This window comes from Nonomuraea sp. WAC 01424, from assembly GCF_003947315.1.
Classification (GTDB): domain Bacteria; phylum Actinomycetota; class Actinomycetes; order Streptosporangiales; family Streptosporangiaceae; genus Nonomuraea; species Nonomuraea spiralis.
In genome coordinates this window covers 419801-439907 of record NZ_QHHZ01000003.1, presented here as the reverse complement: position 1 = coordinate 439907, position 20107 = coordinate 419801, and the positions used below count along the sequence as shown (strand labels likewise).

Below are 20107 nucleotides of genomic sequence, written 5' to 3'. Positions count from 1 at the left end.
GCGGCAGGCACCGTTGCAGGGCTGTCTCCCGGAGGGACAGGGCCGGCTGCGGGCAGGCGGGCATGGGCGTCTCTCCCGGGGCGAGGGCCACCCAGTGGCGGCCAGGACGAAGGGGGCGGTCAGGCGGCGGCGGGCTGACGCAGCCAGGCGGGGATGGCCGAGGGGGTGCTCTTGAGCCAGTTCGCGTACCGGGCGACGCCCTCGATGATCGTGATGCCGGGCTGCCAGTCGAGGAGCTCCGTCATGCGCCGGGTGCAGGCGTATCCGCCGAGCGGGTCGCCGGGCGGGCGGGGTGTGTCGATGACGGTGGCGTCCGGGTAGTGGCGGCGGACCAGGTCAGCGATCTGACGGATCGTGGTGCCGGTGCCGGTGCCGATGTTGAGAATCTGGTTGTGGGCGGCCGGCGCGACCAGGGCGTGCAGGGTGCCGGTGGCGATGTCGTTCACATGGACCATGTCGCGCACCTGGTGGCCGCCGCCGTTGAGGTGCAGGGGCAGCCCGAGGGCGGCGCGCATGCAGAACCAGGCCACCACCCATGAGTGGCTGTTCTCCTTGACGACCTGCGGCTCCCCGTAGACGGAGAAGTAGCGGACGATCGCGTGCGAGGTGCCCGCCTCCCCCAGGACGGTGGTGGTCTGGTTCTCGCCGCACATCTTGGTGGTGCCGTAGATCGACACTGGGTGCAGGGGCGCGTCCTCGGTGAACCGGGCGAACCCGTCCTCGCGCGGCGGCTGGTTGCCGTAGACGCTGGCGGAGGAGACGAACACGACCCTGCGCACGCTCGGTGTGGCGGCGGCGGCCTCCAGCACGCGTTGCGTGCCGATGACGTTCGTCTTGATGGCGTCCACCGACCGCCGGGTGCAGGCGGCGACGTCGGCCCGGGCGGCGGCGTGGATGACGTAGTCACAGCCGTCGATGAGCTTGTCCACCACGCCGGGCTCGGCGATGTCCCCGACGTGGAAGTCGGGGTCGTCCAAGCTGATCCCGAAGTGGTCGTGGTAGACGCCCCTGGGGTAGGCGTCGATCTTGCACAGGGAGACCGGGCGTGCGCCGATCCGGCGCAGCTGCGCCGTCAGACGGCTGCCGATCAGTCCTCCGGCTCCCGTGACGAGCACGGTCATGCCCTCAAGCTGGTGTAGGGACATGTGCGCTCACCTCCTCGGTTGTGGCGCCGACCGATCCAAGGCGAGGTCGGCTCGTACTTCGACGTTCGCAGCGGGACGAGGGCCACGTCATTGCGGCGGTGAGCAGCGACCATTGACGGTCTGGCATCAATCACAGCGGCATGGGCTGCACGGGAGGCGCAGGGCGGTTACGGTGCTGGCAGGTGTTCGCGAACCGTGGAGGCCCCGTGGGGATCACCAGGTCAAGGCGTGCACAGATCCAGCGGGAGGCGACGACCATCCGCATGCACGCTCAGCGCGCCGGCCATGCGACGGAGCGGATCGTGTCCGAGCTGCGCCAGGCGCTGCCTGAGTTGACGATGCTAGAGGCGTGGAGGCTGGCACTGGGCTGGTCGAGGGCGCAGGTTGTCGACCAGGTTGCAGCCGCCTACGTGAGCGAGGGGCTCCGGCCGCCAGGGTTGTCTGAGGCGCGACTGTGCCGTATCGAGCATGGCCAGGAGCGGCCGGGGCCCGAATATGCGGAGATGCTGGCTCGCGCCTACGGCACCAGTGCGGAAACGCTGGGCTTGGTGCCGCGGTGCGTGTGCGGGGGAGATCGCCGCGCAACGCTCCAACCTTCCACTTCAGTTACCCGCCGCACTGGTGCGGATACATTTAGCTATAGGAACGATGACGACGAGGGGACCGATCCGATGCGGCGCCGAACACTGCTCACAGCGGCCGGGCTGAGCATCCCACTGGCGGCTCTCCAACGCGTCGACGACGCGCTGGCCCTACCCCCACGAACCGACTCCGTCGAGCCGGCACAGATCGCTGCCCGGCTACGGGCGGCGCACCGCCAGTTCGACCGCAGCGAACTCGGCGACCTAGTAGACGGGCTGCCTGACCTGCTCGCCTCGGCGACCGCCGCTGCCGAACGAGTCGACACCCCAGCCGGGTGGGGGCTAGTGGCGGGGAGCTACCGCCTGGCCACCGACACCCTCAACAAGATCGGGACCAAGGCGACCGCTCGCCTGACCGCCGATCGCGCGGTGCTGTATGCCGCCCGGTCTGAGGACCCGGTGGCCGTGGCCGCGTCAGAGCGAGCGCTCGGCATGATGCTGCGCATCGAGGGGCGCCCCGACCTGGCCGCCGCGGTAATGACGAGAGGCGTCGATCGTCTGGCGGCGACGGGACTGCACACGACGGCCCAGGCATTGATGTTCATGCGGCTGCTGTGCGCGAGGGCGTACACCTACGCATGGGCTGGGGACCGGTCGCGCGCCCTTGAAGGGATCGATGAGGCCGAGCACGCAGCCGCCCGGATCCCGGCGATGAAATCGGCCGCACTGCCGTTCGCACGGCTGTATCGCTCCAACATCCACTACGCCCTCGGCGATGCTGGCGCCGCGCTGCACGCCGCCCGGGATCTGCGCGATGGCATGTACCCGACGCCCGAGCGGCGCGGGCGGCTCCACACTGACCTCGCCCGCGCCTACTGGCAGTGGGGCAAGCCCGAGCAGACCACGGCCGAGCTGCTGGCGGCTTACCAGCACGCGCCTGCGGAAGTGCGCGACAGGCCATCCATTCGGAAGATTGCAGTCGAGCTGGTGGAACGGCACCCGCGGGTAGCTGGAGTGCGCCAGCTCGCCAAGGCGACCCCTCGCCCTTCCGCTCTGCCCGCGGCGATCTGACCAATCCTCTACAACGACAAGCCCCCATCCGGTCCTCGCGGATCGGGCGGGGGCTGCTTCGCGTTGTACGGCTAGCTCAGGCGCGCCTCCACCGCCAGTACGGGTCGGAGCTCTTATAGGTGCACTTGTAGCGGACCTTCGTCACCTTCGCGTACCCGTACCGGTTGCGCGCCGCCTTCGGACAGAACGCGCCAGGGGTGATGCACTCCCAATGGCTCCCGACCTGCCGGTAGCAGGACGCGGCGGCAGCGTTCACGTGTGCGGTAGTCGCAAACGCGGGCGCTGTGGCGGCTACAGGTGCGACCAGCGCAGCACCGACCAGGGCGGCGGACACGAGCAGGCGTCTGAGCACAGAGACTCCAGAGGCGTGGGGGATGGAACGTGACAGAGGTGAGACGCCGCAGGGTGACGATTAGTTGCCGGTGATTGCTGTCCGGATGCGGACACAAGAAAGCCCCGTCCTGATCATGCGCGGGACGAGGCCACTTCCTGCGTTCATTAGGTCAGGAGCCCTCGCACATGCTGACGGACCTCCTCCAAGAGGGTGTCCTTGACCTGGCCAAACAGTCGGTTCTCGAAGTCTCGATCATCGGCAGTCCAGATTCGATGTGCTCGTACGACAGAGGGCGCAACGAGGCCGAGCGACTGCCAGTCCTTAATGGCCACGTCGTGAGGACCGAGACCAGCTAACCTCTTGGCGCTCGATGTGATCATCGCAGCAAGGATGGCGCGGTCCGCTCCTCTGCCTGCCGTGCCGACGATGAGGACAGGACGCTTCTTGTAGGGCTTTGGCTCTGAGTGGCTGAACGGGAACCAGACGAGCCTGATGTCGCCTGGGTTCACAGCTCGTCGTAGAGGGCGTCTTCGGGGCTGTCCCAGTCTTCTGCCCACAAGCGGGAGACTTGGGCCCGAACGTGCTCGTCTGTGCCATCGTCCTCGTAGTGGAGGAGTGTGGACTGCATCAGCGCCACCGCGGGAGCGTTACTAGTGATCGCGGACCAGGGGCCTTCGAGGATCGCTGGATTGCCTGGGTGAACCCGCCCTCGCCGGGTGCGCCGACGTCCGCGGATCCGTAGCTTCGCTGGGTTCGGTTGCTCGTAGCAGAACTGACCGGCTGTGCTCGTGGTCGAGTAGAGAGAAACGGCGACGGTGATGGTCATGTTAGCCCTCCTCGCCTTGTTCCGACTGTGCTGCAGCAGCCTTGTCCACCAAGGCGTCGTACTGGTCAGCTGTTTGTTGCAGGACTTGGATGAGCTCGTCGAGCCTCTCTCGGCTCATCTGGTAACGACCGTGAATGGTCACCCTGATGCCTGTGGCTTTGAGCGCTTCGATGGCCTGGCGCTGGCCTTCCGTGTCGCGGGGAATGAAGGGCGGCGGGATTGAGCCGATTACCAGGTAAACACCGTCAGGACCCGCGCCCGCTGTGGGTGGGCCGGCCTGCACGAGGAACTGGTTGACATGCGTGATGGGCATGCCGTCCAAGTCGCTCCAGTCGACCGTAACGGGGAAATTCTCCACTACCGGGTTCTCCTGCTCCTGCACGCTCTCAGTCTGACATCGCATGTCGGACAGTGCTATGCCCCAGTACCCCCGTCCCAGGCAAAGACTAGACGCGTGAGTGTGCCACAAGGTTGACATGTACTGCTAGGGCTTCTCCGACATGCTTCCCTCGCGTGAACCTTCACGTTTCCGGGGGCGGCGAAGACCGGCGATCCTGGTACATCTCCCGTACCCGCTCGCTCACCTCGGGCGGCTGCTGCTCGGTGGCCAGGATGTGATCCATCAGAGCGGCCCGCAGCCGTTCCGTCGCCATGCGCTCGTCAACCTCGTCCCGATCCACCCGCCCATCCTCGCCCGACCTGCTGATCGTCTGCCGTGTGTTGCTCCAGGTCATCGTGTCGAAATGCCATAGGATCAACCTGCCGCGCACCACCTGGGGGAAATATGACCGACACCGCCATGCCCGAAGCGATCAAAGCCCAGCAGCAGTACGACGCTCTCGATGTCGAAGTGCAGCGGCTCGCAGACCTTCTCCCGTCCAGCACCGAGCTCATCGAGATGGACGAGATCCCCGAGAAGGTGCAGAAGGTGCGCGACCAGTACGAGGCGGCGCGGGCGAAACGGCTGGACGCCCTCGACGTGCTGCTCGCCGCGAAGAGCAAGCTGGGAGACGCCCCGCTGAAGACGGAGGCTGCCCTTCGCAAGGCCGCCCGCGGCGGCGAGCCACCGGCGGCGTAGCTACTTGCGGAGCGGGATCACCTCGACCAGGTCGGCAAGGTCTACGTGCTGCACGATCTGGCCGATGGTGCCGTAGTAGCCGAGAAGGTAGCGGCGCTGGCCGACGGTCTTGGTCACCTTGAAGCGCTGCTTCTCGCCTAGGGTGATGATCTCGACGAGGATGCCGTTGGGGCCGTGCCAGCGTGTCACACATCTAATCTACGCAAAACGGACATATGTTCCGGACGTGAGAGAGCCCCCGGCCCCATCGTGGGAAGGCCGGGGGCTCACGGGCCGTCAGCGCTCCTTGCGCGGTACCTTCCGCACCTGGACCGGCACCCCCGCTTCCTTGGCTGCCTTCAGGCGCGCCTTGAGGTCCTTGCGGCCATAGACGCCGATCGGGGCGGCCACGATGTGATCGGTGATGCTGTCGCCCTGGGCGGGCGAACTCAGAATGTGCGTGATCTTCTTGCGCATGATTGCTACCGCCTGCCCTGGCGGGCGTTGGCCTGGCCGCGCACGATCAGGGTGTCCAGCACCCTGTCAGCCACTGCCGGAGACACCTCGCGCATGTCGTCGAACGCCTCCGCGGCGCCCTCGTGGTTCTTGTCTCGGATCGCCGCCTGAAGCTTGTCTGCGGCCTCGCTGAGCTTCCTGCCCATGTTGCTTCTCCTTGGCTCGCGCTGCTGTCGTAGACCAGGTGTCAGTGAATCTCGGTGATCATCACGTTGTCGGAGTCGAACGGCAGGTTGTCGTAGAACTCCTCGTCGCCGGGCGCGACGTCGAGCTCGATCGGGTCGCGGTCGCCCTTGGTGTGGATCCTGACCTTCGGCATCGCGGTTGCCTCTCAACTGGGGTGGTGGAGCTGGTTGCTCCGGGCAGCTCGCCCGACCTGAGAGCCGGGCGAGCACCCGCAATCACCAGGAGAAGCGGCCCTTGATCGCGCCCGTCTTGTCGACGACGTTGGACGTCCCCGACCGCTTGTCCTCCACGTACGTCAGGTCGTCCGGGTTGCAGCCGGTGTCCTTGACGACCTTCTGCAGGGCGAGGCGCTGCCGGCCGCGCCGGGTGGCAGCTCGCCCGACGGGCTCTTCGGTAGTGGCCATGACGATCTCCTTCGCTGTCCTATGGGAGCTGGCTGCTCCGGGCGTCCGCCACGCCCCCTCGACGTGGCGGACGCCCGCAACGTCAGCTCGCCAGCACGGTCGTCGTGTGGCCGTTGCGGCATGTGCCGGTGAACATGCCGTCCTCGTCGTCTCCGTAGCCGATCACTGGTTCATCGCAGTCGCAGGTGTAAGACATGGCGTATCCGGCGTCGTGGTTGGTCTTGTAAACGGCGAATCTGATCCGCGACATGACGCCTCCTAGGCGAGGATGTTGGTGAAGAACACGGCCAACCGATCAGCGCCCTGCATCACCCCGTTGAAGGCGCCGTTGACAGCCGCAGCGGCTTGGGCGGGCCGGGTGAACAGGTAGAAGATCGCGAATGCGGCCAGCACGTACAGGCCGAACCTTCTCTTGCGGTTCATCACTGCTCCTAGCGGGAGAACGAGGTCCGCACCTTGTGGGCGGCCTGGTCGACTAACTTCTTGGCCTCGTCGGCGCCGACGGCGTTGACGAGCTGGTTCCATGCCGCACGCTTGGCGTCCCGGCTCACGCCGAAGCCGTTCGCGATCTGAGCGAGCTGGTTGCGCGTGTTCGTGGTCTGACCCTGAGCCTTGGCGCGGTCGAGTATCTCGGCCGGCATGGTGCTGCGGGCGCCGGCGTTGGCCACCTTGTCGAGGAAGCTGAACATCTTGTCTTCTTTCTTGATCGGCAATAGGGATAATTAGGGGAGCGGGGTGCTCCGGACGCCCTCCCGACTGGTTCGGGAGGGCCTCCGCAGCCACCGCGATATGCGAGCCGTGGAGGGAGGTGACTCCCAGCGCCAGGACTGGCGTTCTGGGGCCCTCTTCAGCCCCTCGGGGGTCCCGCCTCCCTGGCTCCCTGGCAGGGAGTTCCGCAGGTCAGCGCCCAATTTCGAGGGAGGGATGCGTTTAGGGAGTTCTCCCTGCCTCCCTGCGAGACTCCCTGATCATTCCGGCTCATCAGCGTCGTCTCCGGAGGTCGATTCCTGCCGGTTTGCGAGAGCCCGGAGGACCCGCTCGCGCCCCACGACCATCCGCCCGTCGCTCTTGTACGAGGGCGCCCCCGACTCGTCCAGGACCTCCTTCAGATCGCCCGGCGTCCACTCGCCGTACCGGCCCGGATCGCGCGCCGATAGCAGCTTCAACACGTCCTGCGTGAACACCCGCGGCTCGTTCCCAAGCACCGCCGCGATGTCCACCAGGGGGTCGACGCGCGGCTCCTGGTCGGGCATGCCATTGCGGGTGGCCGTTCCATTGCGAAGCGCCTTCGCCCGGTCGGCCACCTCGGCCGCTTCCGGCGTGTCGATGAAATGCGTGCGGATCGTGATGGACGACTGCCCTGCCGGCAGCTTCGTGCCGCCACCATTGGTGACGACCGTGCCCTTGTCGAGGTCCTGCCGCAGCAGGTGCGGCGCGGCCCCGCCGTCGATCGCCTTGTCGCCGAGCGCCATGCGGGCCTGCGCCTCGGTGCCGACGGCGAGCGAGGCGCGGATGTGCGCGCCCTCGCGCACCATCTTCGGCAGGTTCTGGTCGGTCGGATCCTGGGTGCCCTGCCACAGCAGCACGTCCACAGCGCGCCCCTGGTTGTGGATCTTGCGCGCGGCCATGAAGTACCTGGACGTGGACTTCGACCCACCGTACGGAGCTCCCAGCTTCACCTTGCCGTCGTCGGTGATGTACTCCTCCCGGGCCGGGCACATGAACGCCTGCTGCGCCTCGTCCACGATGAGGATGACAGGGTCGAACTTCGTGCCGGGAGGGGCCTGCAGACGGCGCTCCATCTCGCGGACGCCCCACTCGACCATTTCCGTCGCCTCGATGACGTGTTCGTCTGTCGGCCCCTGGATGAGCACCTCGGCGATGCCGCCGAACATGGCCCAGTCGCCGACGCCCTTGAGGTCGGCGATGTAGAAGCGCACGTTGAGGACGAATGCCAGCCAGAGCGCGAGCGCCCGAAGTGAGGCCGTTTTGCCCTGGTTGGACAGGCCGGTGATGAGCAAGTGCCGCTGGAACAGGCTGATCCCGACAGCGTCGCCGCGCAGGTTCTCACCCCACGGCGCCAGGCCCTTCGCATAGTCGGCCTTCACCTCGTTGCCACTGACCAACGGAGACGGGCCGATCGGCTCGTCCAACGAGCCCGGGTCGGCGATCCACAACCGCACCGTACGCGCCCTCTTCGGGATGGTGATGAACACCTCGTGCTCGTGACGGCCCAAGTTCTCGGCTAGCTTCCGCCGCCGCTTCTCCACTTCATCCGTACTGGTGCCGGACGGCAGCAACACGTCGACCTCAACGCCGCACCCGGCGATGCTGATAGGGCCGAGCATCCCGGCGCCAGCGTCGCCCATCGCCTTGATGGACTGGCGCAGCGGCCCGTACCCGATATCCCGCAACGCCGTGACCACAATCGACGGCGTGACCAGCACGGGCTCCGGCCTGGGGCCGTGCCCAATAGCACTACGAGTCGTAGCCCGGTCCACCCAGGCTGGTGTCGACCCGCTGCGCCGTCCCGCACGGTGGCCCGCCACGATGAACCACACCGGCCACGTGACGGCGAATACCCACCAGGCCAGCGACACGGCAGCGAACAGCCAGCGCAGCACGGAGCCGAGCCACACCCACAGGTCCGTCCAGTCGCCGGCCCCGGTCATCCATACCACCGTGGCCACGACGACCAGCAGCACCAGCACACCTGCCGCGGTCATGCCGGTGAACGCGGCTATCCGCAACGCTAGGAGCGGCAGTTCCTTCAACCGGTCGCGGCGCTCGCGCTTGGCCTCCCGTCGTTTGTCCAGCCAGAACGCCAGCCGCTCGTCATTGCCGAGCGCCTTCGCCGCGCGGATCTGTTCGCGGATGACGCCGTCGTTGAGGCCGCCCAGCGTACGAACCAGGTAGGAGTGCCAGCCTGTGATGACGATCGCGCCGTGCGTGGCGAGAACGAGAGCTGCCTTCTTCGCGCCGGGCGACGGCCGGACGACCATGACCCGGTCGACGACCGCAGACGGCAGCAGGCGGCTGCGTCCGGGCTCGTCGGAGATGACCTCACCCTCGTAGACCATCTGCTCCAGCTCGGCGGTGTCCTGGCGGGCCACCTCCGAGCTGTGCTCCTCCAGCGGCAGGTCGGGGGCGTCGTCGCTGTGGCGGACGATCCGCAGGTCGGGGCGCGGGTTGGGGGTCATGCCGTCTCCACGCGTCCGATCGGGAGGGGCGGGTTGAGCAAGTCGCGCAGGTGCTCGTGGACGATGCCGGCTATGAACCCGACCCCTTGCACGGTCTTGGTGGCGACGGTGAGAGCCACCAGGCCGAGGCTGGCAGCGAGCAGCAGCGCGAACACGAGCAGCCCAGCGACGGTCAGCGCGGTACCGCGGCCCCAGCCGTTGGCGCGGGCCGGCTCCCACATCTCCGACAGAGAACGGGCGTTCCCGAGCTGGCGGCGGTTCGTCGCCAGCAGCAGGGCGAGAGCGATGAGCGCGAGCATCAAGACGGTGTTCATGACGTGCCTCCGCAGGGAGGGTTAGCAGCGGACTGGACACACTCAGCACAGCGAGGGGAGTAGCCGTGCAGGCCGTGGACGGAGCAGCGGGGCTTGTCCTCGTCCTGGTGGAAGCCCTGGCACAGCGGGCACTGGTAGAGGGCCATCAGGCGGTCGCCTCCGAGCGCTGTGAGTTGTCGGTGGAGGCGACCGTTTTGTGCGGGGCGAGGACGGTCCCGTCGGGACGGAACTCGTAGCCTTGGGCGGTCATCCTCTTCTGCACGGTCTGGACGCGCTTGAGGCCCCACGTCTCGCTGAAGTCGTAGCGTTCCGCGACTTCGGTTTTCGTGGGCCGCCGGCCGACGCCGTTCTGGCCGCGGCACCGACGGCGGATCCAGTCCTCAGCTTCGCGATTGTCCTGATCGTCGGGCCGTTCGCGGTCGCTGTCTGAGTCGCGCTCTCGGTCGCCATCTCGGTCGCTGTCCTCGTCGTCGTCCGCGACTGGGGGCGCGACCGTGTCGACGACCGTGAGGGTGGTGGTGGAGAGGGCCGTGGCCGGTCGCGGGGCGGGCTGTTGTCCGGTCGCGTCGGCGGTCGGGGAAGTGTCCGCCGCCGCGACCGAAGTCGGCTGCTCGGTGACGCCGAGCACGCGGCGCCGAGTCCACGCGGTCAGGTCAGCGAGGGCGCCGGCGGCCTGGTCGTTGGAGGCGGGTTCGCTGGCGGTGTGTGCGTCGGCTATCGCCTTGGCGCGGGCGACGGCTTCCTCGGTCGCCTCGTTGATCGCGGCGGCGCGCTCGGCGGCCCAGTGGTAGGCCTTGTGAACCGCGGTGGTGATCTGATGCTTGAGCGTGGTGACGGCCTCGGCCGCGCAGAACACCATGATGGGCGGCACCGAGTGGAGGAGGATCAGCGCCGGGTCGAGCTTCGCCCACGCTGACCACGTGTTCATCGCGTAGGTGAGGCCGAGCGCTGTCCACTTGGTGCGGCGGATCCACCGGCCGCCCTGGATCTGATGGCGGGCGATGATCTGCTCACCGAGAAGCACGCCGACCAGAACGAGGGACACCATCGGGTCAAGCAACCAGGCGATCCACCAGGGGATGGACCATGTGGCGGCGCCTTGCGCGGCGAAGTGCTGAACATTCGCCATCGTGAACAGCAGCCCGAGGACCAGGCCGGTCCAGATGAGCCGGTCGACGCGGGTCCGTAGCCGTTCTATCCGGAGGGCAACCACGTCGGGGTCGGTGTCGTAGGCGCGGACGTCAGCAGCCGCTCTCGCCGCGGCGGCGAGCTTCTGCGCGCGCGTCGGCCGCCGGCGCCGCTGCGCCCAGGCGTTGACCTGGCGGGCCGGGGGAGCGTGTGACGCGTCCATCAAGAGGATCCGTTCGATCGGGGGCTAGAGGTGGTGGCCCCGTCCGCGGGGCGAGATGGTTGGATTCCGGACACGCCACGCCGCGGACGGGGAGTAGGGGAGGGCCCGGCTGCTGTGGGCCCGTAGACCTGGAGGGAAAACAGCCGGGCCGGGTTCATCGCTGCGCCCGGGGAGAGCAGGACGTGCAGCGGGGGTCTGTGCACTGGCCGGTCTTGACCGTGTGGGCGAGCTGCTCGGGAGGGACCCGCATCCGCCACTCAAGGTCAGCCGTGAGTGCTGCCATTTGGGCGGGGGTCATCGGGATACCGGCCGGCGGTGCGAGCGGTAGGTGTCGAGAGAAAGCACGTCGGGGTCATGGTCAGGGACGATGAGGGTGGCGGTCGTGCGAGTCAGGTCGATGCCGCAGTCCTCGGCGATCGCGCCAGCGAGAACAGCCAGAGCGGCGGCGTCCTGATGGAGTGTCCGCAACTGGTCAACCGAGATGGATATGGTCGCCGGGGCGGGCTGTGTCATGATTGAGGCGTCCTTCCGAATTTGACTAGTAGGGAGGACATGCGGGCGGCCTAGGTCTTGGCGGATGAGGGCCGCCTTTCGCATGTCGAGGGAGATCTCTCGCATCAGGCCGCACCCTCGGTGTCGCATCTGCTGTTCAGCAGCGCCTCTACCTCGGCAGGGTCGAAGCGGTAGTGACCGCCGGGGGTCTTCGTAGCGTGGAGCTCGCCCGCCTTCACCCACGCGAGGACTGTCTCGCTGGTGACGCCACACTGAAGTGCAACCATGCTCGTCTTCAGCAGAGGGGCGCGGTGCACTCGCGAGGTGCGACAAGTTGTCAAGGCAAGCCTCCTGCAAAGCGGACATATGCGACGTGCGGCTGTATCCCCGGGAAAGCAAGGGAAAGCGTCGTACGACAAAAAGCATCGTACGACGCCTGGGTCATGTCAAGGGAATTGTCGTACGACACATGCAAGATCTTGGAATTGGCCTACGACAATTGTTATGGTGGGTGCATGAGTCCTGAGTCGCAGACCGGGCCGGCCACCCGGATCGCTAATGATCTCCGAGCTGCCATAGCTGATGGCCGATTTCCGCCGGGGGCCAAGCTCCCCACGGTCCGAGACCTTGCTGCGCAGTACGACGTCAGCCGAAACACCGCAGCAAAGGCGATAGCCCAACTCGGCAACGAGGGGACAATCGTCACGCGCTACGGATCTGGGGCATATGTCCGCGACGCTCACCCCGTGCGCAAGCTTGGCGCTGATCGCTACGCACGCAGTCGGTGGGCGACGACCGTGGTTGAGGCATTTACCGACGAGGACCCCGAGGGTGCGCCGGTTCAGCAGCAGGGCGATCAGACGCAGACAGTATTACTGGTGCCAGCTGAGGGTCGGGTGGCTCGCGAGCTAGGAGTTGAACCGGGCACCATGGTCTGGGAGCGCGCGCGGACGATGACCCGGGATGGGCAGACGACACACAAGGTCGCCAGCTACTACCGACGTGAGGATGTCGATGGCACACCCATCGTTGATTCACGGCCAGGGATGGCTGGCCGGGGCGGCAGCTTCGCGATTCTCACCGAGCGCGGCCTGGCTCCGGCGAAGATGAGGGAAGACCTGAACGCGCGCATGCCAACGCCAGACGAGGTAGTGGAGTTGGATCTGCCTGCGGGCGAGCCGGTCGTCGAACTGCATCGGGTAGCGCTGACGGCCGACGGCAAGGTCATCGAATACGCCCGTGGAGTCCACGTTGCTCGACGGTTCTCCTGGTCTTATGAATTCGACATTCCGGACTGACTGGCATGCACCTCCGTCCTAGCGCCCCTCCAGTCGCCAGGACGGAGGCGGTCTAGGGGACGTGAGTCATGCCGTGGAGCTCGACCATGTGGGCGACCGCCAAAGCGGACGAGTGGTATCGGTGGGCGTCCCAGGCTACGAAGACGTTGCGCTTGGCCAGCGCGGGCAGGCTGAAGAGGCCGCACTCGTACATGTCGGCGAGAACGCCGACGCTCCTGATCGACGCAACGGTGTAGAGGGAGAAGTCCTTCTGCAGCATGTGGCACTCCTCCAGAGCCTTAGGAATGCAGTCCCAGCAGCACGGCGGCGCGTTGGTGCGCCCGCTGTCCGGGCCGGTGCGCTCGAACACGGTCCTAGTCAGTAGCCAAGGGATGAGGCGCGTCTTGGAGTCTTGGGCGGGCTCGCCACATACCTGGCAGAGGAGCTTGCGCATGCACCGCCACTGGCGGCGAGTGTTGAGCTTGCGCATCCTCTCCGCCCCGCGCACCTCCTCTGGCTTGTCGAGCAGGTCACGTACTCGTGCACGCAAGATCCCGTGCACCCAGTCGGCAGGACGAGGTTTCTCATAGGTGAGGCGCAACTCATAGCCGTGCTGCTCGAATTTGATTGGGTCGGTTACGAGCTCGTTGGCGAAGGCGATCGTGTACGGCACTGTCGTGTAGCCGCTCATGCGCGCCTCCCGGGCGCTGCGTCGGCCGGCGCTTGTCTCTTCGTGGTTCACGGTTCCTCCACTGCGGTTTCCCACAGCCACACACGAGCCTGGTTGTTCACTGCCTTCTGATGGAGCTCTGGAGCGGTGTCGGCGTGGAGGTGCTGCATGCAGCCGTAGGCGAGGGCGTCGTCTGGCAACTCGCGGTGCAGTCGCGCGTGGTAGCCGCTGTCGTCGTGCCACGTTCTGTAGTGCTGCAGATCGGGAGGCGAAGGAAGGGGAGTGTTCGTAACGTCCCCCCGCGGCGTAGCCTCTTCCATGGGTCGGACCTCCAGTGTCCGATCAGGCCCTCGCTGGTGTTCGTGCACCTAGCGGGGGCCGCTTTGTGTCTGCGTAGCGTGGCGGCCATCCTACGCTGCTTCCACATACTTCACCATGGTGAGCCTTGAGGAAGCATGGGTATCCGCAGGTCAACACGGTTGCCTACGGTGCAACTGTGATGATCGAATTCCGGCCGAACGCCCCGAAGTGGAGGCAGATCGCCGACATCCTCAAGGCGCGGATCGCGGATGGCACATACCCCGTCGACACACCGCTCCCGTCTGAGCATGAACTCGTCAAGGAATTCGGCGTCGCTCGCGGTACGGCGCGGAAGGTGTTGACCAAGTTGAAGGAAGAGGGCTTCGCCTACGCGGAGCGCGGCATGGGAACGTTCGTGGCGCCGGCGAATACTCCCGAAAGCTGATGGAGCTATCGGATATGTCGGGCACCAGGGCACGCTAGGGCATGCCCTGGCATGCCCTGCCTCAGCAGCCCAGGCGATGGTCTACCCTCCTACGGTCTGCCGCATGATCGAGTGGGCCCCGGATGAGACAGTGTGGGAGCAGATGTACGACATTCTGCGCGAGCGCATCGAAAGGGGCGTCTATAAGCCGCGCAACCCCATACCATCCATCACCCACCTGGAGCAGGAGTTTGGGGTGGCTAGAGGGACAGTACGGAAGGTTCTCGGCAAATTGAAAGAAGACGGCCTTCTGCGCGCAATACCGGGCAAGGGCACCTTTGTAGTGCCAAGAGGGGGCTAAGCTCCTACGCCTCGCCCCGGCTGAAGATCCGCCGGGGCGATTTCGTGCCCATCGTCCGATGTCACTCAGCGTCTTGATCTCGCTCATACTACTTGGGCCCGCGGAAGTACGAAGAGATCAAGCCGAAGGTCCGCGTCTGACATGCCCGGCCTCGACCACCCCACGACCACGGACGACGGCGACCACAAGCGCTCCTGGACCCTCGTCCTCCCGGCGCTGTCCGCGTGGATCAGCGCCCTGATCCTGCTCGGCCAACCGGCCGCTGTGGGCCTGACGGCAGCCGCAACCACCGCACTCGCCACCTGCGCCCTGGCCTGGCACACCCGCACCCCCTCCAACCGTGCTTCCGGCGGGCCCTCCCGCTCGTGGGGTGCGTGGCGCAACGCCGTGCTCGCGACGCTCATCTGCGCCACGGCGGCCTCCGCGTCGGTCGCCTTCCGCGTGCAGGCGTTGACCGGCGGGCCGGTGGCCGAACTCGCCGCCAGGAACGCGACCGTGACCGCCCAGATCGTCCTGTCCGACGACCCGAAGCGCAGACCACACAAAAGCGGCCACTTCCACCGAGACAGCTACGTCATCCCCGCCACCCTGAAGACCATCGAGTCCACCGCAAGCCAAGGTCACACGGGGGACGACCTCTCCGCCGGTGCTCACGGGGCGATGAGCCAGGCGTCCTCGTCGGCGAGCCGCCAAGCGGTCGACGTACCCATCACCGTCTTCGCCAGTGGGACCGCCTGGAGCGCCCTGCTGCCCAGCCAACGCCTGGAAGTCACCGGCCGCCTGGCCAGTCCCACCTCCGGAGACCTGGTGGTGGCCATCCTCCTCGTACGGGGCGAGCCCCGGATCCTGACTCCGCCCTCGTCCATGCAGACAATGGCCGGAGCCCTGCGAACCGGTCTCCGAACAGCCGCCGACCCTCTCCCGCCCGACCAGCGCGGCCTCCTGGCCGGCGAGGTGGTCGGAGACGTCTCCCGTATCGACCCGCAGGTGGCCGCCGACCTCAAGGAAGCGGGCCTGAGCCACCTGAACGCCGTGAGCGGCGCGAACCTCGCCATCGTGGCGGGTGCGGCCCTCGCGATCTCCCGCCTGGTCGGCCTCTCCCTGCCCCTGAGGGCCGTCTTCGCGGCCGTCGCGATGCTCGCGTTCACCGTGGTGGCCCGGCCGTCCCCGAGCGTTCTCCGCGCCCTCCTGATGGGGCTGGCCGCCGCCCTCGCCCTGGGCACGGGCCGGGCGAAGGACGGCCTCGCGGCCCTCTCCGGGACGGTCCTCCTGCTGGTCCTGTTCGCTCCAGATCTGGCCCGTTCGTACGGCTTCGCCCTCTCGGTGGCGGCTACCGCCGGCATCCTCCTCCTCGCTCCGCGCTGGCGCGACAAGCTCTCGACGGCGCCAACCCCGCAGAAGCCGACGAAAGCTGACGAGCCCGATGCCCAGGAAGCGGCAGCGACCGGCCGGAGACCGCCGACGGCCGACCGGCGCGTCGGGGCTGTCATCGATGGGAGGGAACTCAGGGCGGACGCCGATGGCCGTCTCTCATCATCGCCTCCGGGAGACGGGGCCACGGATCCTCCCCGCGCCGCCTCCAGGTTGTGCCGGTTGCCGAGATGGCTGGCCGAGGCGCTGGCCGTCTCAGCCGCCGCGCAAGCGGCCGTGACACCCGTTCTGGTGCTGATGTCGGGCCAGTTGACGCTGGTGGCGGTGCCCGCCAACCTGCTGGTGGCCCCCGCCGTGGCTCCGGCGACGCTGCTCGGGTTCGCCGCCGCCCTGGTGGCCCCGATCTGGCCGGACGCCGCAGGCCTGCTGGTCGTCCCGGCCGGTTACGCGGTGGGCTGGATCGTCACCGTGGCTCGTTGGGCGGTGAACGTGCCTCTCGCCACCCTGCCGTGGCCGGGTGGTCTCCCTGGTCTCGGTCTTCTCGCGATCGCCGTGGCCGTCGCGATTCCGGTGCTCAGACACCGTCCGTGGAGGGCGATGGCTTTGGTGACGGCCGGGGCCGTGCTGGTGGCCGTACTGGTGATCCGGCCGCTGACCGGGCCTTGGCCGCCCAAGGGCTGGTTGATGGTGATGTGCGACGTGGGGCAGGGGGACGGGCTGGTGGTGGCGGCCGGGCCAGGTCGCGGCGTGGTCGTCGACACCGGCCCGGACCCGGTCGTGATGGACCGGTGTCTGCGCAGGATCGGCATCGAGGAGGTTCCGCTGCTCGTCCTGACGCATCCGCACGCCGACCATGTGGACGGCCTGCCGGGTGTGCTCAGGAACAGACGTGTCGGAGCCGTGGTCGTCAGCCCGCGACCGACGGCGGAGCAGGCGAGCGCCCGGATCTCGGCCGTACTGGCCCGCCATCGTGTCCCCGAGGGGAGTGCCGTACCGGGCACGCGATGGCGGTTCGGCCCGTCCGAGCTGACCGTCGTCGCCCCCGACCTGGCCTCAGGCACTGCGAACGGCCAAGGCGAGGGCAGCGTGATCAACAACTCCAGCGTGGTCATCCACGTACGATGGCGGGCCGGTTCGGCGCTGCTCGCCGGAGACCTGGAGACCGAGGCCCAGGACGACCTGGCCCGCCACCTCACCCTGCGCGCCGACATCCTCAAGACCCCGCACCACGGCTCGAACCGCCAGTCCCCGGCCTTCCTCGCCTCGCTGGGCGCACGGGCCGCCCTGATCAGCGTCGGCGCCGGCAACGACTACGGCCACCCCGCCACCTCGACCCTCGCCCTTCTTCATCGTCTCGGCGCCGCCGTCCACCGCACCGATCGATCAGGTGACCTGGCCGTCGTCGAGCACGAGGGGAGCCTGGCCGTGGTCCCCCGTGGTCCGTGAGCACCGGTCCCCGGAAGAGCGGGACCGGAGATCAGCGAGGCACAGCGCTCGATCCCTCCCACCACCCGTCCACCCAGCCCTTGGAGACCTCGTGGAACGCCTGATCGCAGCCAGGACGACGCCCGGCGTCGTCATGGATCAGCGGGGTGCCGCGTCGAGTACCAGGTTGTCGGCGACGCATGGCATGCTGCCTGACATGGCGGGAACCGATCCAGCACCTGTGACCCTGGTCCTCGGCGACGAGGAGCTGCTTGCCGAGCGGGCGGTGGGCGCTGTCGTCGCGGCGGCGCGGTCCGGTGATCCATCGGCAGAGGTGCACGATCTCCTCGGCGGGAAGGTCGGCACCGGCGAGCTGACCCAGCTGACCTCGCCGTCGCTCTTCGGCGACCGTTCGGTGGTCGTGATCCGTTCGGCCCAGGATCTGGCGAAGGACGTCATCACCGAGGTGGTGTCGTACGCGAAGCAGCCGTCCGACGACACCGTGCTGGTGCTGGCGCACCCGGGTGGGGTGAAGGGGAAGGCGCTGGTCGACGGGGTGAAGAAGGCCGGCGCCAAGGTGGTGACGATCAACAAGGTCACCAAGGCGGGCGAACGGCTGGAGTTCATCAAGGGGGAGGTCAAGCGGGCCGGGCGGAACATCGCCGGGGACGCGGCTCAGGCCCTGCTCGACGCGGTGGGGAACGACCTGCGAGAGCTGGCGGCGGCGGCCAGCCAGCTCGTGTTCGACACCGAGGACAAGACGATCAGTGCGGCGGCCGTGGCTCGCTACCACAAGGGGCGCGCCGAGGTCACGGGGTTCAACGTGGCGGACTCGGCGATCGAGGGGCGGCTGGCCGAGGCTCTGGAGCAGTTGCGGTGGGCTCTGGGCACCGGGGTCGCGCCCGTGCTGCTGGTGAGCGCGATGGCGGGTGGGTTGAGGTCGCTGGCCAAGGTGGGGAGCGCGCCGCGCAACCTGCGCGGGGGGCAGCTCGCCAGCCACCTGGGGATGCCGCCGTGGAAGGTCGACCGGGTCAAGCGCCAGCTGAACGGCTGGGGGCCGGAGGGACTGTCCCGCGCGATCCAGGCGGTGGCCAACGCGGATGAGCAGGTCAAGGGGGGCGGCGCGGACACGGGGTATGCGTTGGAACACGCCGTACAAGTGATCGTCACCAGCCGTACCGGCCGGTAGGGAACGTCTTTCTCAGGCCGTAAGGGCTGTGGCGGAAGTTCCTGCCTCGGTCCGGTCGGCGATGGGTTCCTCCGAGCCATACGTGATCGGTGAGCCTATATGGCCAGCGACGGTTCGGGACCGTGCGTGGTCAGTAACAGGTTCACATGGGTCCTCAGACGGTTGGTTACGGCTTCCAGACGAGCGCAGCGCGGTGGCGAGGGGCCGTGAGCGCCGGACGGTTGCTTGGGGGCATGCGAGAGCGGCCAGTGGTCTGGGTGAGGCCGGGGAAGGCACGTCCTGGGGTGGCGAGCAGGTGATGGCCTCCACCGGCGTCTTCCAGAGGCCGTTCAGCCGTTCAGCCGTTCAGCCGTTCAGTGGGCCAGCGGGGTGCCCCGTCCTGCCCAGTGGCCCACATGAGTGGGGCTGTTTCCTTGTCTGGTAAGCGAATGCCGGGTGGGTAAGTCGCTTTGGGCTGGTTAGAGGGTGGGGTTAGTGGGGGCGGAGGGGGTGGAAGAAGGTGGTGAGGTCGGTTGCCAGTTGGGTGGGTTCTTCCAGGGGCATGAAGTGGCCGCCTCGGGCGGGGGTGTTCCAGTGGCGGAGGTCGGTGAGGGCGCGTTCGGCGAGGCTGCGGGGGAGGCCGGCCATGGACGGCTCGTGGCTGAGGGTGACGGCGGCCGGTACGGTGATGGGCGGCCGGGGCGGGTTCAGGTGCCAGTCGTAGTACGACTTGAACGAGGTGCCGATCGAGCCGGTGACCCAGTACAGCGTCACGATGGTGAGCAGGGTGTCGCGGTCGAAGCGTGATTCCAGATCGCCCTGGCAGTCGCTCCAGGCGTGGAGCTTGTCCACGATCCACGCGGCCAGGCCGGCCGGTGAGTCGATCAGGGCGGCGGCGATGGTGTCGGGACGGGTGAGCATGATCTCGCTGTAGCCGCCGTCGCGCGCGTCGTAGGCCGCTTCGGCGTCCAGGAACGCCTGTTCCTCGGCGGTCGGCGGCGGGTTCTCCAGGGAAGCGGGGGCGGGCGGGTGGATCAGGTGGATTCCGAGCACCTGGTCCGGATAGAGGGCGCCCAGCCAGCCGACGGCCGCGCCGCCGATGTCGCCGCCGAAGGCTCCGTAGCGTTCGTGGCCGAGGACCTCGGTCATGAGCGGATGCAGCATGCGGGCCAGCGCGCCTCGGGTGGCGGGTTCCGGGGGCAGGTCGGAGTAGAGGAAACCGGGCATGGACGGGATCACGACGTCGAACGACTCGTCGGGGTCTCCGCCGGAGCGGGCGGGGTCGGCCAGGCGTTCCGCCAGGGGCAGCATCTCCATGAAGCTGCTCGGCCAGCCGTGGCAGAGCAGGAGGGGCAGGGGGGCGCGGCCGGTGCCGGGGATGCGGATGAAGTGGAGGTTTCGTCCCTGGACGGGGGCTTGGTAGTGGTCCAGCTCGTTGAGGCGGGCTTCCTGGGCGCGGAAGTCGAACCCGTCGGCCCAGTACGTCACCAGATCCCGTAGGTAGGCCGGGTCTGTTCCGCTCTCCCAGGGACGGGGGTCGAGCGGGCCGGTGAACCTGGTGTTGCGGAGACGGCTGCGCAGGTCGTCCAGTACGTCGTCGGGAACCTCGATACGGAACCGCGTCGCGGTCATGT

At 67.8% G+C, this 20107-nt stretch carries 27 protein-coding genes and 1 pseudogene; 8 read left to right on the top strand and 20 right to left on the bottom strand.

Annotated elements, in window-relative coordinates:
- Positions 1-119 precede the first annotated feature (119 nt).
- Positions 120-1145 (bottom strand): NAD(P)-dependent oxidoreductase, encoded by a 1026-nt coding sequence (locus DMB42_RS11420; protein WP_125633461.1) that lies wholly within the window; start codon positions 1143-1145, stop codon positions 120-122.
- 206 nt (positions 1146-1351) lie between these two features.
- On the opposite strand from DMB42_RS11420, the gene DMB42_RS11415 reads away from it, so the two are divergent.
- Positions 1352-2797, top strand: coding sequence for a helix-turn-helix transcriptional regulator (locus DMB42_RS11415; RefSeq protein ID WP_185844593.1), 1446 nt, complete (start codon positions 1352-1354; stop codon positions 2795-2797).
- A 498-nt stretch (positions 2798-3295) separates the two neighbouring features.
- Here the strand turns inward: DMB42_RS11415 and DMB42_RS56330 are convergent, their stop codons facing one another.
- From DMB42_RS56330 to DMB42_RS11395, 4 genes are all read right to left on the bottom strand, one after another.
- On the bottom strand, positions 3296-3640 hold the full coding sequence (locus DMB42_RS56330) for a type II toxin-antitoxin system PemK/MazF family toxin (RefSeq protein ID WP_185844592.1): 345 nt from the start codon (positions 3638-3640) through the stop codon (positions 3296-3298).
- Positions 3637-3957 carry a hypothetical protein gene (locus tag DMB42_RS11405; RefSeq protein ID WP_125633455.1) on the bottom strand — a complete coding sequence of 107 codons (321 nt, stop codon included), beginning with the start codon at positions 3955-3957 and terminating at the stop codon, positions 3637-3639. Before DMB42_RS11405 ends, DMB42_RS56330 begins: the two co-directional genes overlap by 4 nt.
- 1 nt (position 3958) lies before the next feature.
- Entirely contained in the window at positions 3959-4339 is a 381-nt protein-coding gene (locus tag DMB42_RS11400; protein ID WP_125633453.1) for a hypothetical protein, read from the bottom strand.
- 139 nt (positions 4340-4478) lie between these two features.
- Entirely contained in the window at positions 4479-4730 is a 252-nt protein-coding gene (locus tag DMB42_RS11395) for a hypothetical protein (protein WP_125633451.1), read from the bottom strand.
- 11 nt (positions 4731-4741) lie between these two features.
- Between DMB42_RS11395 and DMB42_RS11390 the strand changes: the two genes are divergently transcribed.
- Positions 4742-5035: a hypothetical protein gene (locus DMB42_RS11390; protein ID WP_125633449.1), complete on the top strand. Its 294-nt coding sequence runs from the start codon at positions 4742-4744 to the stop codon at positions 5033-5035.
- Here DMB42_RS11390 and DMB42_RS11385 read toward each other — a convergent pair whose 3' ends face one another.
- The 13 genes from DMB42_RS11385 to DMB42_RS11340 all read right to left on the bottom strand — a co-directional run bounded on the left by DMB42_RS11385 (position 5036) and on the right by DMB42_RS11340 (position 11764).
- Positions 5036-5224, bottom strand: a complete 189-nt coding sequence (locus DMB42_RS11385) for a hypothetical protein (protein ID WP_125633447.1) — start codon at positions 5222-5224, stop codon at positions 5036-5038.
- 87 nt (positions 5225-5311) lie between these two features.
- Positions 5312-5491, bottom strand: a complete 180-nt coding sequence (locus DMB42_RS11380) for a hypothetical protein (RefSeq protein WP_125633445.1) — start codon at positions 5489-5491, stop codon at positions 5312-5314.
- 5 nt (positions 5492-5496) lie between these two features.
- Positions 5497-5676 carry a hypothetical protein gene (locus tag DMB42_RS11375; protein ID WP_125633443.1) on the bottom strand — a complete coding sequence of 60 codons (180 nt, stop codon included), beginning with the start codon at positions 5674-5676 and terminating at the stop codon, positions 5497-5499.
- 41 nt (positions 5677-5717) lie between these two features.
- Positions 5718-5849 carry a hypothetical protein gene (locus tag DMB42_RS54880; RefSeq protein ID WP_260477625.1) on the bottom strand — a complete coding sequence of 44 codons (132 nt, stop codon included), beginning with the start codon at positions 5847-5849 and terminating at the stop codon, positions 5718-5720.
- Between the two features lie 82 nt (positions 5850-5931).
- Entirely contained in the window at positions 5932-6120 is a 189-nt protein-coding gene (locus DMB42_RS11370; RefSeq protein WP_125633441.1) for a hypothetical protein, read from the bottom strand.
- Positions 6121-6202: 82 nt separating this feature from the next.
- Positions 6203-6370, bottom strand: coding sequence for a hypothetical protein (locus tag DMB42_RS53105; protein WP_185844591.1), 168 nt, complete (start codon positions 6368-6370; stop codon positions 6203-6205).
- Positions 6371-6378: 8 nt separating this feature from the next.
- Positions 6379-6543 (bottom strand): hypothetical protein, encoded by a 165-nt coding sequence (locus tag DMB42_RS53100; RefSeq protein ID WP_185844590.1) that lies wholly within the window; start codon positions 6541-6543, stop codon positions 6379-6381.
- A gap of 8 nt (positions 6544-6551) precedes the next feature.
- Entirely contained in the window at positions 6552-6809 is a 258-nt protein-coding gene (locus DMB42_RS11365) for a hypothetical protein (RefSeq protein ID WP_125633439.1), read from the bottom strand.
- 279 nt (positions 6810-7088) lie between these two features.
- Positions 7089-9320 (bottom strand): ATP-binding protein, encoded by a 2232-nt coding sequence (locus DMB42_RS11360; protein WP_221762097.1) that lies wholly within the window; start codon positions 9318-9320, stop codon positions 7089-7091.
- Complete coding sequence (locus DMB42_RS11355) at positions 9317-9634, bottom strand: hypothetical protein (RefSeq protein WP_125633437.1); 318 nt, start codon at positions 9632-9634, stop codon at positions 9317-9319. The genes DMB42_RS11360 and DMB42_RS11355 overlap by 4 nt, the downstream gene beginning before the upstream one ends.
- A gap of 145 nt (positions 9635-9779) precedes the next feature.
- Positions 9780-10985 carry a hypothetical protein gene (locus tag DMB42_RS11350; protein ID WP_125633435.1) on the bottom strand — a complete coding sequence of 402 codons (1206 nt, stop codon included), beginning with the start codon at positions 10983-10985 and terminating at the stop codon, positions 9780-9782.
- A 294-nt stretch (positions 10986-11279) separates the two neighbouring features.
- Positions 11280-11498 (bottom strand): hypothetical protein, encoded by a 219-nt coding sequence (locus tag DMB42_RS11345; protein ID WP_125633433.1) that lies wholly within the window; start codon positions 11496-11498, stop codon positions 11280-11282.
- 104 nt (positions 11499-11602) lie between these two features.
- Positions 11603-11764 (bottom strand): helix-turn-helix domain-containing protein, encoded by a 162-nt coding sequence (locus DMB42_RS11340; protein ID WP_125633431.1) that lies wholly within the window; start codon positions 11762-11764, stop codon positions 11603-11605.
- 156 nt (positions 11765-11920) lie between these two features.
- On the opposite strand from DMB42_RS11340, the pseudogene DMB42_RS54875 reads away from it, so the two are divergent.
- Positions 11921-12196 (top strand): annotated as a pseudogene (locus DMB42_RS54875) (GntR family transcriptional regulator); the annotation flags it as partial.
- 27 nt (positions 12197-12223) lie between these two features.
- Positions 12224-12775, top strand: a complete 552-nt coding sequence (locus DMB42_RS11335; RefSeq protein WP_260477641.1) for a UTRA domain-containing protein — start codon at positions 12224-12226, stop codon at positions 12773-12775.
- Between the two features lie 52 nt (positions 12776-12827).
- On the opposite strand, the gene DMB42_RS11330 is transcribed toward DMB42_RS11335, so the two are convergent.
- A complete protein-coding gene (locus tag DMB42_RS11330) occupies positions 12828-13496 on the bottom strand; it encodes a hypothetical protein (RefSeq protein WP_125633427.1) in 669 nt (222 codons plus the stop codon).
- Positions 13497-13923: 427 nt separating this feature from the next.
- Between DMB42_RS11330 and DMB42_RS11325 the strand changes: the two genes are divergently transcribed.
- The 4 genes from DMB42_RS11325 to holA all read left to right on the top strand — a co-directional run bounded on the left by DMB42_RS11325 (position 13924) and on the right by holA (position 18494).
- A complete protein-coding gene (locus tag DMB42_RS11325) occupies positions 13924-14169 on the top strand; it encodes a GntR family transcriptional regulator (RefSeq protein WP_125633887.1) in 246 nt (81 codons plus the stop codon).
- A gap of 103 nt (positions 14170-14272) precedes the next feature.
- Positions 14273-14509, top strand: a complete 237-nt coding sequence (locus DMB42_RS11320) for a GntR family transcriptional regulator (RefSeq protein WP_125633425.1) — start codon at positions 14273-14275, stop codon at positions 14507-14509.
- 141 nt (positions 14510-14650) lie between these two features.
- Complete coding sequence (locus DMB42_RS11315) at positions 14651-17326, top strand: ComEC/Rec2 family competence protein (RefSeq protein ID WP_185844589.1); 2676 nt, start codon at positions 14651-14653, stop codon at positions 17324-17326.
- Between the two features lie 196 nt (positions 17327-17522).
- On the top strand, positions 17523-18494 hold the full coding sequence (gene holA / locus DMB42_RS11310) for a DNA polymerase III subunit delta (protein WP_125633423.1): 972 nt from the start codon (positions 17523-17525) through the stop codon (positions 18492-18494).
- Between the two features lie 471 nt (positions 18495-18965).
- On the opposite strand, the gene DMB42_RS11305 is transcribed toward holA, so the two are convergent.
- Entirely contained in the window at positions 18966-20105 is a 1140-nt protein-coding gene (locus DMB42_RS11305) for an epoxide hydrolase family protein (protein WP_125633421.1), read from the bottom strand.
- Positions 20106-20107 lie beyond the last annotated feature (2 nt).

What these genes read in the sequence shown, in the direction of transcription:
- DMB42_RS11420 (WP_125633461.1), bottom strand. Translation starts at nt 1,145, where the DNA reads ATGTCCCTACACCAGCTTGAGGGCATGACCGTGCTCGTCACGGGAGCC.
- DMB42_RS11405 (WP_125633455.1), bottom strand. Translation starts at nt 3,957, where the DNA reads ATGACCATCACCGTCGCCGTTTCTCTCTACTCGACCACGAGCACAGCC.
- DMB42_RS11390 (WP_125633449.1), top strand. Translation starts at nt 4,742, where the DNA reads ATGACCGACACCGCCATGCCCGAAGCGATCAAAGCCCAGCAGCAGTAC.
- DMB42_RS11380 (WP_125633445.1), bottom strand. Translation starts at nt 5,491, where the DNA reads ATGCGCAAGAAGATCACGCACATTCTGAGTTCGCCCGCCCAGGGCGAC.
- DMB42_RS11375 (WP_125633443.1), bottom strand. Translation starts at nt 5,676, where the DNA reads ATGGGCAGGAAGCTCAGCGAGGCCGCAGACAAGCTTCAGGCGGCGATC.
- DMB42_RS54880 (WP_260477625.1), bottom strand. Translation starts at nt 5,849, where the DNA reads ATGCCGAAGGTCAGGATCCACACCAAGGGCGACCGCGACCCGATCGAG.
- DMB42_RS11370 (WP_125633441.1), bottom strand. Translation starts at nt 6,120, where the DNA reads ATGGCCACTACCGAAGAGCCCGTCGGGCGAGCTGCCACCCGGCGCGGC.
- DMB42_RS53105 (WP_185844591.1), bottom strand. Translation starts at nt 6,370, where the DNA reads ATGTCGCGGATCAGATTCGCCGTTTACAAGACCAACCACGACGCCGGA.
- DMB42_RS53100 (WP_185844590.1), bottom strand. Translation starts at nt 6,543, where the DNA reads ATGAACCGCAAGAGAAGGTTCGGCCTGTACGTGCTGGCCGCATTCGCG.
- DMB42_RS11365 (WP_125633439.1), bottom strand. Translation starts at nt 6,809, where the DNA reads ATGTTCAGCTTCCTCGACAAGGTGGCCAACGCCGGCGCCCGCAGCACC.
- DMB42_RS11360 (WP_221762097.1), bottom strand. Translation starts at nt 9,320, where the DNA reads ATGACCCCCAACCCGCGCCCCGACCTGCGGATCGTCCGCCACAGCGAC.
- DMB42_RS11355 (WP_125633437.1), bottom strand. Translation starts at nt 9,634, where the DNA reads ATGAACACCGTCTTGATGCTCGCGCTCATCGCTCTCGCCCTGCTGCTG.
- DMB42_RS11350 (WP_125633435.1), bottom strand. Translation starts at nt 10,985, where the DNA reads ATGGACGCGTCACACGCTCCCCCGGCCCGCCAGGTCAACGCCTGGGCG.
- DMB42_RS11345 (WP_125633433.1), bottom strand. Translation starts at nt 11,498, where the DNA reads ATGACACAGCCCGCCCCGGCGACCATATCCATCTCGGTTGACCAGTTG.
- DMB42_RS11340 (WP_125633431.1), bottom strand. Translation starts at nt 11,764, where the DNA reads ATGGTTGCACTTCAGTGTGGCGTCACCAGCGAGACAGTCCTCGCGTGG.
- DMB42_RS11325 (WP_125633887.1), top strand. Translation starts at nt 13,924, where the DNA reads ATGATCGAATTCCGGCCGAACGCCCCGAAGTGGAGGCAGATCGCCGAC.
- DMB42_RS11320 (WP_125633425.1), top strand. Translation starts at nt 14,273, where the DNA reads ATGATCGAGTGGGCCCCGGATGAGACAGTGTGGGAGCAGATGTACGAC.
- DMB42_RS11315 (WP_185844589.1), top strand. Translation starts at nt 14,651, where the DNA reads ATGCCCGGCCTCGACCACCCCACGACCACGGACGACGGCGACCACAAG.
- holA (WP_125633423.1), top strand. Translation starts at nt 17,523, where the DNA reads ATGGCGGGAACCGATCCAGCACCTGTGACCCTGGTCCTCGGCGACGAG.
- DMB42_RS11305 (WP_125633421.1), bottom strand. Translation starts at nt 20,105, where the DNA reads ATGACCGCGACGCGGTTCCGTATCGAGGTTCCCGACGACGTACTGGAC.